The following is a 10,871-nucleotide window of genomic DNA, read 5'->3' as shown; positions in this document are numbered from 1 at the left end:
GCCGTGGCCGGGGCGTCGGCGGGGGTGGCGGCGATCGGCGAGACCATGTTCATGCCGCGCGCCCGCGACGATCGGCACCGATCCGGATGCCGGTGATGCTGACGACCATCATCTCGATCTGCGCCTCGGTGAAGCCGGCGGCGATCACGCGGTCGATCTCGGCCGCCGGCAGCGCGAAGCCACGGTGCCAGGCGTGGATCGCCAGCCGCCGCAGCGCCTCCAGCCGGGGATCGGCCAGCGGCGATGTCTCGCCGAGGCCGAACAGCCCGCCGATCGCGCGCGAGACGCGGCCAGGCCGGTTCAGGCTGCGCAGCGATTCGTTCTTCGCCAGCGCGACGACGCTCCATTCCAGCGGGGAGAGGGCGGCGGGGGCGGGCGGCACGGCGGTGCGCCCGGCGGCGGCGGCGTACAGGGCATCGGCATCGAGATAGGCCATGAAACTTTCCCTCTTGTCGGCGGGCGACCGCCATCGCCCGCCGGAGGGTGTGCCCCCGGCGACCGGCGTGATCGCGATCGGCGACGGCGCTCTCCTGCATCGTCGCATCGCTGGATATGTGTGGACCGGGCGTTCGCCCGTGCCTTGCTAGGTGACGACCCCTGTCATGGGCGTTTCCCCGGTTGCCGCCTCCGATCGGGGAGGAAGCTTCGATACCGATCGGTATATAAACCTGCCGTTCATCTCGTCAACGGCTTTTTTGTACCGGCTGGTATTTATCGTGTCGGCCACAGGCCGAGGCTGATGCGGACGAGCTGGTCGAGCTCCTGGCAGGTGGCGCCGGAGCCGCCCTGCAACGCCAGCCCCTGCATGATCGCCAGCAGGTAGCGGGCCAGCGCGCACGCCTCCATGCCGTCCGGCAGTTCACCGGCCGCCTTGGCCTGCTCGAACCGGCGAACCAGCGCCGCCTGCGACGACAGCCGCCGCTTGAGCACCTCTGCCTTGATGCCTTCCGCCTCCGCCCCGCAGGCATTAACCGCGATCACATTGAGGCAGCCCTTCGGATCGCAGGTGCTCATCTGCATTTCCAGCGCGCCGCGCAGCAGCCGCTCCGCCACGCCACGCGCGGTGGGGGCCTCAAGCGCGGCCATCACATAGGCCAGCTTCTCGCGCTCGTAGAGGTCGAGCGCCTTGTGGAACAGCGCCTCCTTGTTGCCGAACGCGGCGTAGAGGCTCGGCTTGGTGATCCCCATCGCGGCGGTCAGCTCGGCCATCGAGGCGCCCTCGTAGCCGTTGCGCCAGAAGACGCGCAGCGCCGCCGCCAGCGCGTCGTCCAGATCGAACTCGCGTGGGCGGCCCTTGGTGGGGGTGGCTGTGCAACTATTCATACCGATCGGTATATAGGGCGTGGCGGGGCGGCGTCCAGCCCCGCAGCAGGATGACGCGCGCGGATGCTTCTGCTAGGCGCGCCGTCTTTCCGCCACGGGGCGGAGGCGGGAGGCGCGCGCGACATGACCGACGATCTGCCGATCCGCGTCGTGGCGCTCTACCGCTTCACCCCGTTCGAGGAAGTGCAGGCGATCCGCACCGCACTGGCGCAGGTCTGCTGCGTGCGCGGGGTGAAGGGCACCTTGCTGCTGGCGCGCGAGGGGATCAACGGCACCGTCGCCGGCACGCCCGAAGCGATCGAGGCGGTGCTCGCGCACATCCGCGCGCTGCCCGGCTGCGCCGACATCGCGGTGAAGGAGGCGGCGGCGCCCGCCATGCCGTTCCACCGCATGAAGGTGCGGGTGAAGCGCGAGATCGTGACGATGGGGCGGCCCGACGTGGATCCGCTGGCCGATGCCGGTCACTACGTCTGCCCGGCAGACTGGAACGCGCTGATCGACCGGCCCGACACGATCGTGATCGACACGCGCAACGATTATGAGGTGGCGGTGGGCAGCTTCGCCGGGGCGATCGACCCCCGCACGGCCAGCTTCCGCGATTTCCCCGCCTGGTTCGCCGCGCATCGCGAGACGCTGCTGGCCGGTGAGCGCCCGCCGAGGATCGCGATGTTCTGCACCGGCGGCATCCGCTGCGAGAAGGCCACCGCCTTCCTGAAGGGCGAGGGGCTGGACGAGGTGTATCACCTCGAAGGTGGCATCCTGGCCTATCTGGAGCAGGTGCCGCCCGCGGAAAGCCGCTGGCAGGGCGAATGCTTCGTGTTCGACGAGCGGGTGACGGTGACGCACGACCTGTCGCCCGGCAGCCACATGCTGTGCCGCGCGTGCCGAAGGCCGGTCGGCCCGGTGCAGCAGGCCTCCGCGCTGTACGAGGAGGGGGTGAGTTGCCCCGCCTGCCACGCGACCCGCAGCGAGGCGCAGCGGCGCGGCTATGCCGAACGCCACCGCCAGACGCGGCTGGCCGAGGCGCGCGGCACCGTGCATGTCGGCGCCACGCTGCCGCCGCGCGAGGCACGGGATGGCGATGCGCCCGGCGGCGATGGCTGAGGCGCCCGTTCTCTACAGCTTCCGCCGCTGCCCCTATGCGATGCGCGCGCGGCTGGCGCTGCTGGTGAGCGAAACGGCGTGCACGGTGCGCGAGGTGAAGCTGGCCGACAAGCCGCTCGCGCTGATCGCCGCTTCGCCCAAGGCGACCGTGCCGGTGCTGGTGCTGGCCGGCGGGCGGGTGATCGACCAGAGCCTCGACATCATGCGCTGGGCGCTTGCCCGCCACGATCCGGCGGACTGGCTGGCCGGCGACGACACGGCGCTGATCGCGGCCAACGACGGGGCGTTCAAGCATCACCTCGATCGCTACAAATATCCCGAACGCCACGCCGGGGAGGGGGGCGGCGATCCGCCGGCGCATCGCGCGGTCGGGCTGGCGTGGCTGGCGACGCTCGACGAACGGATCGCGGCGGGCGGTTTCCTGTGCGGCGCGCGGCGCACGCTGGCGGATGCGGCGATCATGCCGTTCGTGCGCCAGTTCACGCAGGTGGACCGCGCGTGGTTCGATGCGCAGCCGCTCCCCGCGCTCCACCGCTGGCTCGCCGGGGAGCTTGCCACGCCGCTGTTCGCGCGGGCGATGCGGCCGCGCGCGCCGTGGCGGGAGGGCGATCCACCGGACATGCTTTGACCGCGCAGGTTGTCAGCGGGGCGGAAGTATGACCATGACCGCAGCCGACCGACGCATTCTTCACGGCCAGCCTGGCCGCACCGGCGATCGATCATAATCTGACAGGATCATCATGGGCCAGCTGCGCACCGCCAACAAGCGCCACAAGCGCGCCGTCACTCTGGCCGCGCAGGTGCGCAAGCCGGCGACTCCCGTTCGCGACGACGATGCCGCCACCACCGGGGCGAACGGCTGATCCGCGCGCGATGACGACCGCGCAGGCCGCCGCCACCACCGCCCCCACCCGCAACCCCATCCATCTCGTCGATACGGCGGAGATTCCCGGTGGCGGCCAGCTGCAGTTGCTGCGCTGCCTCGATGAATATTCGATCCAGTACGGCACCGAGGAACTGATGGGCAGCGAGGTGCGCCACAGCGAGCAAGCGCTTGCCACGCTCACCTGCGAGCGGCTGGGCAATCGCGAGGCCACGATCCTGATCGGCGGCCTCGGCATGGGCTTCACCCTCGGCGCGACGCTGGCCGCCTCGCCGCCGGGTGCCACCATCGTGGTGGCCGAACTGGTGCCCAAGGTGCTCGAATGGGCGCAGGGGCCGCTGGCGCACCTGTTCGGCGCGTGTCTGGACGATCCGCGCGTGACGGTGGAGCTGGCCGACGTGCACGACGTGATCGATGCCGCCGATGGCCGCTTCGATGCGATCCTGCTCGATGTGGACAACGGGCCGGACGGGCTGATCCAGCTCGCCAACGACCGGCTGTACTGCAACTGGGGCCTGCGCGCCGCCTTCGCCGCGCTGCGGCCGGGCGGCATCCTGGCGGTATGGTCCGCCTATCCGGACGACGCCTTCGTGCTGCGGCTGGAGAAGGCGGGGTTCGCCGTCGAGGAGGTCCACATCCAGTGCCCGGTGCAGCCGGAACGCGGCATCAACCCGTTGTGGTTCGCGACGCGGCCGGCCTGATCGTGGCGGCGGCAGGTCGCGCCAGCCCGTGTGGCCGGTGCGACCAAAGTATGAAGATCCGCTAAGGTTACATGCTTCGTTAACTGTTTTCGGCGAGAAAGCGTTACCCATTGCATCGGTGCCGACCTTCGGCCCGGCGCGACGGGACGGAGATCGTCGTGGAATACAAGTTCACCCGCTTTGCGCTCGAAGTCTCGCGGGAGGTGACCGCCGAGGTGACCGAGGCCGACCTGCCGCCGCGCTACAACCGGCGCTGGACCTCGGCGATGAAGGCGAGGGTGGTCGCCGCGATCGACAGCGGCCTGCTCAGCGCCGACGAGGCGAGCCGTCGCTACAATCTTGCCCCGGCGGAACTGGCGATATGGCAGGACGGGATGGCCTGCGCGCCAGTCTTCGATCGTATCGATCCCGGCCATGCCAGGTTGCGACGCAGTCTCCATCCTGTCGCTGATGCCTCTCTGGGCAGTCTGATCGACATTCGTCTCTGATCGCAAGAGAGAAGGCTCGATATTTATTAGTTCGACTGAACGATAGATAAGTCGCGTCCGCGTAATACTACAATGCGCCGAACGTAAATCATCTGTTAAATATCTTTTAGCAGACATTGTTAGCGAATTTTGGCGATCCTGCACGCCGATCGATAACGGCACGATGCCATGAGTCTTTAGGAACCGACATGACCGATCCGATGAAACATTATCCCGTCGAAGTCGCCACGCAGCATTGCGGCGAGCTGACCGAGGCCGATCTGCCGCCGCGTTACAATCGTCGCTGGTCGCCGCTGATGAAGGCCCGCGTGGTCGCGGCGATCGAGTGCGGCCTGCTCAGCGCCAACGAGGCGGGCGTCCGCTACAGCCTGAGCCAGGAAGAGCTGCTGAGCTGGCAGCGCGGTCTGGCGCATTCCGGTCTGGAAGGTCTCACGCAGGAAGGTCAGGCCCGCGTCTACAAGAGCGTCTATCAGTCCGAAGCCCGCATCTGATTTCGTTTCCGGCACCGGGGTCTGCCGTCGCGGCCCCGGTCTGCCCTCATGGCCTCAGCAGGAGGCCATGTCGTTGAGCGGCGTTTCCATCAGCAGCGCCATCAGCGCGTCGACCCCCCGATCGGGCACGGTCGTCAGCGCCGGCTGGAACGCCTGGCGCAGGTTGCGGCCCACGGCGTAGAACGCTTCCGGCTTATCCATCCAAACGACCGGCGAGACGTTGATCTTCATCGACATGGTTGCGGACCCCTGCTTTCGTTGGATCCGGAGTGCGCCGGGCGGGTTAACAAAATCTTTCAATCACCGTCGCGGCTCCTGCGTTTCCGACCAAAGTCTGACTAGTGGTATAAGATCGAAACCGCACCGGCCGCTTTTCAGCCCTTCACCAGATAGGGCGGACTGCTGTTGTCGTTGGCCACCCTCCACCGCCCGGCATCCCACAGCATGTCGGCCTCGGCCACCGGGCTGCCATCGAGATAGACGGCGAAACCCATCCCGCAATGACAGGTAACGCGGGGATCGCAGCGCAGGCGGCCATAGGTCGCCGATACCTGCGCGCCGCACCCCGGGCATTGTGCAGTAACGATAAAGTCGTCGAAATGTCCCGGCACGACTCGCCCCCCGACAATGCGTGTAAACTGACTATAGCAACTTCGGTATGTCGCGTGGTGACTGATTCAGGTGAGGCAAAAGGCTAGCGTTCCGAAGGGCTGCGTGGGGCGAGGCCGTGGCTGATGAGATCGCCCGCCACTCCGGTAACGGCATCCAGATCCTCCGCCCCGCCCCACACGCCGTAGCGCAGGCCCAGGAACACGTTCATCCCCATCAGTGCCCACGCGCGCACCTCGGCCGATCCCGCACTGATCTCGCCGCGCGCCGCGCTGGCCTCCAGCCGGGCGGCGATGCGTGCGGCGGTGCCGGTGTAATGCGCGCGATAGCTGGCGGGATCGACGAATTCGGCCTCGTCGATGATGCGGTAGATCTCCTTGTGGTGGCGGACGAATTCGAGATAGCGGCGCTGGCCCGCGCGTTCCGCGCTCAGCCCGTCGCGCTCGCCCGCCACTGCCGGACCCACCACCTCGCCCACGCGGTCGCTCAGGTCGCGCACAAGGGCGGTGAACACCTCCTCCTTGCTGTCGAAATAGGTATAGAAGGAGCCGATCGAGACGCCGGCGCGCGCGGTGATGCGGCTGATCGCGGCCTCGTGGAACCCCCGGTCGCCGAACTCCCCGGCCGCCGCGTCCAGCAGTGCGCGCAGCGTGCGCCGGCCGCGGGCGGTCTTCGGCGTCTTGTCAGGGCGCGCGGCCAAGGGACTACGGTCGCCGTCGGCAGCCCCGTCGCTCATGGCATCCCTCCCTTGCTTCCCGTTGAAAGCCGTCTCATGTTTCAGCATGAGCGACCAGATTGAGGCGGGAGTAAAGGCCCGCGGTTCGACGGCGGCACAGCGGTGTCCCGATATGTGCCACCCGGCGGGGCGGCGGCATCTCACGCTCGCGCTGCTGCTCGTGGTCTATACCTTCAATTTCGTCGACCGGCAGATCCTGGGCATCCTCGCCGGGCCGATCAAGCAGGAGCTGGCGCTCAGCGACACGCAGCTCGGCCTGCTCGGCGGGCTGGCCTTCGCCATGCTCTATTCGACGCTGGCGGTGCCGCTGGCATGGCTGGCGGATCGCACCGGCCGCACCTGGGTCATCACCGCATCGCTGATGGTGTGGAGCGGTTTCACCGCGCTGTGCGGGGTTGCCGGCGGCTTCTGGCAGATCTTCCTGTGCAGGCTGGGCGTGGGCGTGGGCGAGGCGGGCGGGGTGGCGCCTTCCTATGCGGTGATCGGCGACATCTATCCCCCGGCGCAGCGGGCGCGGGCGCTGGCGGTCTATTCGCTCGGCATCCCGCTCGGCTCGGCGCTGGGCGTGCTGTTCGGCGGGTATGTCGCCGCCGCGGTGAACTGGCGGGCGGCCTTTGTCGCGGTGGGGCTGGCAGGGCTGCTGTTCGCGCCCGTCTTCCGCCTCGCCGTGCGCGAGCCGACGCGTGAACGGGAGGTGGCGGAACTGGCGCCGCGCTTCGCCGATGTGCTGCGGCTGCTGGCGGGCAAGCGCAGTTTCTGGCTGCTGGCGTTCGGTGCGGCCTCCTGCTCGATGATCGGCTATGGCCTCGGCTTCTGGCTGCCGTCGCTGATGCAGCGGTCTTTCGGCCTCAGCCTGCCCGCCACCGCGCGCTTCTTCGGCGGGTTGCTGCTGGTCGGCGGGGTGGCGGGCGTGCTGGCCGGCGGCTGGCTCGGCGACCGGCTGGGCACGCGCGACCGCGCCGCCTTCGCGCTGGTGCCGGCCTGCGCCTTCGTGGTCGCGACGCCGCTGTTCGCCGCCGGCGTGCTCTCGGGATCGGTGACGGCGGCGTTCGCGCTGTTCCTGCTGCCACAGGCGTTGAGTTTCATGTGGCTGGCACCCGTGCTTACCGCTGTGCAGCATCTGGTGCCGGCACCGATGCGGGCGACCGCCTCGGCCTGCTTCCTGCTCGTCAACAACCTGATCGGTCTCGGCCTCGGCACGCTGACGATCGGCGCGCTCTCCGATGCGCTGGCCGGGCCGTTCGGGGCGGAGGCACTGCGCTATGCGATCCTGATCGCGCTGTCGCTGTACCTCGTGGCGGCGGGGCTGATGGCGCTGGCCGGGCGCCACCTGCGCCGCGAATGGGTCGGGTGAGCCGGGCCGGCAGCGGCGGGCGGCACTACCCGGGCAGGGACGCCGCCAAGGCCCGCACTGCCGGCTGCGGGTGACCGGCCAGCCACCCGCGCGCCTTCTCCAGAAAGGCGGGCGTGGCATTCTCCGGCAATCGCGCGATCCACGCGCCCGCCTGGCGGACATCGCCCGCCGCGATCAGCATCCGCGCATGGTTGAAGCGGCCGCGGAAATCGCCGCCCTCCGCCGCCTCGGCATAGCAGCGGCGGGCGGTGGCCATGTCCACCGGCGTCGCCCAGCCGTCCTCGTGGAAGCTGCCGACGAAATTGATCGCGTTGGCGTTGCCCAGCGCCGCGGCGCGCCGCAGCCAGGCGAGCGCACCGGCCTTGTCTTCCGCCACGCCCTCGCCCAGCGCCAGCAGCGTGGCGTAATTGTACATCGCCCAGTCCAGCCCGCGCCGCGCGGCGGCCAGATAGCAGTCGGCGGCGCGCGCCTTGTCAGGTGCGGTGCCCCAGCCGAGATCGTGGCAGCGGCCGACCATGTTGAGCGCCATCAGGTTGCCGGCCGCCGCCGCCCTGCCGAACCAGCCGAGCGCCGCCGCCGGATCGGCCGCCACGCCGTTCCCGTCGAGCAGCAGCTGGCCGTAGAGCAGTTGCGCCTCGGCGACCCCGGCATGTGCCGCCTCCGCGATGAAGGCGGCGCGCCCGGCCGGCGGCCCCGCGAGCCGCGCTGCGATCGCGTCGGGGGCGAGCGCCGCCAGCGTGTCGGCCGACCCGCTCAATAGCGGAAGGCCAGCGTGGCGTAATAGGTGCGGCCCGGCGCGATCGCGGCGTAGTGCGTGGTGAAGGCCTGCGGGTAGTAGCGCTTGTCCGTCAGGTTCTGCACGTTCACCCGCAGGTCGATCGCGTCGGTGAACTTGTACGAGGCGGTGGCGTCGAACCGCCAGTAGCTCGGCACCGAACGGGCGAGGATCTTCGTCGCCGGGTTCACCGTCACCACCCCGGCCGCATTCTGCGTGGCGGTACGGTTGTCCGAATAGCCGCCGAACACGCGGCTGACGTAATAGGCGCCGCCGCCGATCTGGAAGGCGGGGGTGAAGTTGAAGGTGGTGAAGGTGCTGAACGCGTGCTTGGCCGTCTGCGGAAACTGGCGGCCGGTGTTGACCGAAGGCACCAGCGCCGTCGTGGCGGGCCGCGCGCCGACCGCCGCCACCGTCAGCGCGGGGAAGCCGCCATCGACGATCTTGGCGTCGAGATAGGAATAACCGCCGAAGATCTTCCACGCCTCGGTGATGTTGCCGTTATAGCCGAACTCCACGCCGCGAATGCGCCGTTCGCCGACGAACTGCACGGTATTGTCCGGTCCGGTCACGCGCGCGTTCTTCGTCCTGGTGTCGAACACCGCGACGTTGAGCGCGAGGCCGCCGTCGAACAGCTCGGCCTTGGCGCCGGCCTCGTAGCTCTTCGTCCGCTCGATCTTCAGGCTGTCGAGCAGCGTGAGGTTGGCGGCGGTGATCGTGGTCGGCAGCGCATTGCCCTCCGATCCCTCGCCCAGCAGCGCGTTCGGCGGCGTGGCCGAGGTGCCGTGCTGTACGTAGAGCGTCGTGTTGGCGGTGGGCTTGAAGACGAGGCCGGCCTGATAGTTCCACAGATCGTCCGCACGCTCCAGCCGGATGCGCCCGGTGGTGGCGGTGCTGAGGAGGCCCGGGGACACCGACGAGGTGTAGCGATCGTAGCGCACACCCAGGTTCAATTGCAGCGCCTCGCTGAACTTCACCTGGTCGAACGCGTAGGCGCCCACGTTGGTGGCGCGGTTGATCGTGCGCGTGCCGGGGGCGGAACGCACGACGGGGACGACGACGTTGGAGGCATCGCCCTGCGTGCTGCGCCACGCATCGTCCGGGTTCGGGGTGAACGCGCTGGTGCAGTAGAAGCGGGCGATCGCCGCCGCCGTGCAGCGCGGGGTGATGGTGGCGCCGGTGGAAAGCGTCTCGGTGCCGTTCAGCACGTTGCCCGCGCCCACATAAGTGCCACGCGCGGCATGTTCGTGCGAGGCCTCGGCCCCGGCGGAGAAGCTGTGCTCGATCCCGCCGGTCTTCAGCGTGCCGTAGATGTCGGCCTGATCGATGAAGCTTTCGGTGACGCTGTAGCGCGTGTTCGCGCGGCGCCATACCAGCCCGCCCGCGGTCGCGGGGTTGGCGGCGTTGGTGCCGTACACGTTGCCCTGCGAATCGTCGGGCTGGGTGTAGATGTAGCCCTGATCGGTATGGCCGTAGCGCGCGGTGTTGCGGATGGTGATGTCGCCGAAGCTGTGCTCCGCGCGCATGGTGAACTGGTCGACGTTGGTCTTGCGGAAATCGCGGTCCTTCAGGCCGTAGAAGGTGTCGCGATCGACCTTGCCGGTGACGCCGCCGATGGTGGTGAAGGTCTCGGCCGGCTCGGACCGGCTGTAGCCCAGGTTGGGGGTGTTGCCGATCGTGTAGAGATACGGGATGCCGGCGTCCGGCAACTCGTCGGTATGCAGGTGGTAATAGCTGAGGGTCAGCTTGGTCGGGCTGTCGATGCCGATGGTGACGGACGGGGCGACGCCCCATCGCCTGGAAAAGATCGCGTCGCGCCCGGCCACGTCCTGATCGTGCCACATCGCGTTGATGCGGACGGCGACCATGTCGGAAATCTTGCGGTTCACGTCCAGCGTGGCGCGCTTGTAGTCGGCATTGCCGTAGCTGGCGGTCGCCTCGATCAGGTCGGTGGCGGTAGGCAGCTTGCTGACGATGTTGAGCGAGCCGCCGGCCGAGCCGCGCCCGCCGAGCGTGCCGTCCGGCCCGCGCACCACCTGCACCTGCTCCACCGCGAAGATCTCGCGCGATTGCGCGCCGATGTCGCGCACGCCGTCGAGATAGGTCGACCCCTGGCTGTCGAAGCCGCGGATGAACGGACGGTCGCCGATCGGGTTGCCGCCCTCGGCCGCGCCGAAGGTGATGCCCGGCACGGTGCGCAGCGCCTCCACCAGCGTGGTCGATCCGGTTTCGGCGATCACCTCGCGCGGGATCACCACGATCGAGCGGGGGGTGTCGAGCAGCGGCGCGACATATTTCGGCGTCTGCTTGATCTCGCCCTTGTAGCCCTCGTCGATGATCGCGGTGTCGGTCACCGTCACGCCGCCGAGCACGTTGGCGCGGTCCCCGGTTTCGGGCGGCGTGACGG

At 69.0% G+C, this 10,871-nt stretch carries 14 protein-coding genes; 7 read left to right on the top strand and 7 right to left on the bottom strand.

Annotated elements, in window-relative coordinates; translation table 11 throughout:
- Nucleotides 1–49: 49 nt before the first annotated feature.
- Together FOY91_RS18845 and FOY91_RS18840 are read right to left on the bottom strand one after the other, a co-directional pair.
- Nucleotides 50–436 (bottom strand): hypothetical protein, encoded by a 387-nt coding sequence (locus FOY91_RS18845; RefSeq protein WP_145155218.1) that lies wholly within the window; start codon nucleotides 434–436, stop codon nucleotides 50–52.
- Nucleotides 437–711: 275 nt separating this feature from the next.
- Entirely contained in the window at nucleotides 712–1,323 is a 612-nt protein-coding gene (locus tag FOY91_RS18840) for a TetR/AcrR family transcriptional regulator (RefSeq protein WP_145155216.1), read from the bottom strand.
- Nucleotides 1,324–1,446: 123 nt separating this feature from the next.
- Here FOY91_RS18840 and trhO point away from each other — a divergent pair, with 123 nt between their 5' ends.
- From trhO to FOY91_RS18815, 6 genes are all read left to right on the top strand, one after another.
- Nucleotides 1,447–2,427 (top strand): oxygen-dependent tRNA uridine(34) hydroxylase TrhO, encoded by a 981-nt coding sequence (trhO, locus tag FOY91_RS18835; RefSeq protein ID WP_145155214.1) that lies wholly within the window; start codon nucleotides 1,447–1,449, stop codon nucleotides 2,425–2,427.
- Entirely contained in the window at nucleotides 2,420–3,055 is a 636-nt protein-coding gene (locus FOY91_RS18830; RefSeq protein ID WP_145155222.1) for a glutathione S-transferase, read from the top strand. Before trhO ends, FOY91_RS18830 begins: the two co-directional genes overlap by 8 nt.
- Before the next feature lie 112 nt (nucleotides 3,056–3,167).
- Nucleotides 3,168–3,290 (top strand): hypothetical protein, encoded by a 123-nt coding sequence (locus tag FOY91_RS22650; RefSeq protein WP_275266049.1) that lies wholly within the window; start codon nucleotides 3,168–3,170, stop codon nucleotides 3,288–3,290.
- 10 nt (nucleotides 3,291–3,300) lie between these two features.
- Nucleotides 3,301–4,011: a polyamine aminopropyltransferase gene (locus tag FOY91_RS18825; protein WP_145155212.1), complete on the top strand. Its 711-nt coding sequence runs from the start codon at nucleotides 3,301–3,303 to the stop codon at nucleotides 4,009–4,011.
- Nucleotides 4,012–4,169: 158 nt separating this feature from the next.
- Nucleotides 4,170–4,499 (top strand): DUF1153 domain-containing protein, encoded by a 330-nt coding sequence (locus tag FOY91_RS18820; protein ID WP_162527283.1) that lies wholly within the window; start codon nucleotides 4,170–4,172, stop codon nucleotides 4,497–4,499.
- 188 nt (nucleotides 4,500–4,687) lie between these two features.
- Nucleotides 4,688–4,990 carry a DUF1153 domain-containing protein gene (locus tag FOY91_RS18815; RefSeq protein ID WP_145155208.1) on the top strand — a complete coding sequence of 101 codons (303 nt, stop codon included), beginning with the start codon at nucleotides 4,688–4,690 and terminating at the stop codon, nucleotides 4,988–4,990.
- Between the two features lie 54 nt (nucleotides 4,991–5,044).
- Here the strand turns inward: FOY91_RS18815 and FOY91_RS21815 are convergent, their stop codons facing one another.
- The 3 genes from FOY91_RS21815 to FOY91_RS18805 all read right to left on the bottom strand — a co-directional run bounded on the left by FOY91_RS21815 (nucleotide 5,045) and on the right by FOY91_RS18805 (nucleotide 6,335).
- The gene (locus FOY91_RS21815; protein ID WP_162527282.1) at nucleotides 5,045–5,221 is read right to left on the bottom strand and encodes a hypothetical protein; all 177 of its coding nucleotides are present in this window, start codon (nucleotides 5,219–5,221) and stop codon (nucleotides 5,045–5,047) included.
- A 143-nt stretch (nucleotides 5,222–5,364) separates the two neighbouring features.
- Nucleotides 5,365–5,601, bottom strand: coding sequence for a hypothetical protein (locus FOY91_RS18810; RefSeq protein ID WP_145155206.1), 237 nt, complete (start codon nucleotides 5,599–5,601; stop codon nucleotides 5,365–5,367).
- An 83-nt stretch (nucleotides 5,602–5,684) separates the two neighbouring features.
- The gene (locus FOY91_RS18805) at nucleotides 5,685–6,335 is read right to left on the bottom strand and encodes a TetR/AcrR family transcriptional regulator (RefSeq protein ID WP_145155205.1); all 651 of its coding nucleotides are present in this window, start codon (nucleotides 6,333–6,335) and stop codon (nucleotides 5,685–5,687) included.
- Nucleotides 6,336–6,447: 112 nt separating this feature from the next.
- Here FOY91_RS18805 and FOY91_RS18800 point away from each other — a divergent pair, with 112 nt between their 5' ends.
- Complete coding sequence (locus FOY91_RS18800) at nucleotides 6,448–7,689, top strand: spinster family MFS transporter (RefSeq protein ID WP_145155220.1); 1,242 nt, start codon at nucleotides 6,448–6,450, stop codon at nucleotides 7,687–7,689.
- A 25-nt stretch (nucleotides 7,690–7,714) separates the two neighbouring features.
- Here the strand turns inward: FOY91_RS18800 and FOY91_RS18795 are convergent, their stop codons facing one another.
- Entirely contained in the window at nucleotides 7,715–8,446 is a 732-nt protein-coding gene (locus FOY91_RS18795) for a tetratricopeptide repeat protein (protein WP_145155203.1), read from the bottom strand.
- Nucleotides 8,443–10,871: TonB-dependent receptor (locus tag FOY91_RS18790; protein WP_145155200.1), on the bottom strand; the 2,429-nt coding region annotated here is incomplete at its 5' end. The genes FOY91_RS18790 and FOY91_RS18795, both read right to left, overlap by 4 nt.

The organism is Alterirhizorhabdus solaris (assembly GCF_007785815.1).
Lineage (GTDB): Bacteria > Pseudomonadota > Alphaproteobacteria > Sphingomonadales > Sphingomonadaceae > Alterirhizorhabdus > Alterirhizorhabdus solaris.
The sequence above is the reverse complement of the archived record's forward strand: the minus strand, read 5'-3'. Positions and strand labels throughout refer to the sequence as shown.

Excerpts from the sequence above, each read along its gene's own strand:
- FOY91_RS18840 (WP_145155216.1), bottom strand. The coding sequence starts at position 1,323 with ATGAATAGTTGCACAGCCACCCCCACCAAGGGCCGCCCACGCGAGTTC.
- FOY91_RS18830 (WP_145155222.1), top strand. The coding sequence starts at position 2,420 with ATGGCTGAGGCGCCCGTTCTCTACAGCTTCCGCCGCTGCCCCTATGCG.
- trhO (WP_145155214.1), top strand. The coding sequence starts at position 1,447 with ATGACCGACGATCTGCCGATCCGCGTCGTGGCGCTCTACCGCTTCACC.
- FOY91_RS22650 (WP_275266049.1), top strand. The coding sequence starts at position 3,168 with ATGGGCCAGCTGCGCACCGCCAACAAGCGCCACAAGCGCGCCGTCACT.
- FOY91_RS18815 (WP_145155208.1), top strand. The coding sequence starts at position 4,688 with ATGACCGATCCGATGAAACATTATCCCGTCGAAGTCGCCACGCAGCAT.
- FOY91_RS18805 (WP_145155205.1), bottom strand. The coding sequence starts at position 6,335 with ATGAGCGACGGGGCTGCCGACGGCGACCGTAGTCCCTTGGCCGCGCGC.
- FOY91_RS18800 (WP_145155220.1), top strand. The coding sequence starts at position 6,448 with ATGTGCCACCCGGCGGGGCGGCGGCATCTCACGCTCGCGCTGCTGCTC.
- FOY91_RS21815 (WP_162527282.1), bottom strand. The coding sequence starts at position 5,221 with ATGAAGATCAACGTCTCGCCGGTCGTTTGGATGGATAAGCCGGAAGCG.
- FOY91_RS18845 (WP_145155218.1), bottom strand. The coding sequence starts at position 436 with ATGGCCTATCTCGATGCCGATGCCCTGTACGCCGCCGCCGCCGGGCGC.
- FOY91_RS18825 (WP_145155212.1), top strand. The coding sequence starts at position 3,301 with ATGACGACCGCGCAGGCCGCCGCCACCACCGCCCCCACCCGCAACCCC.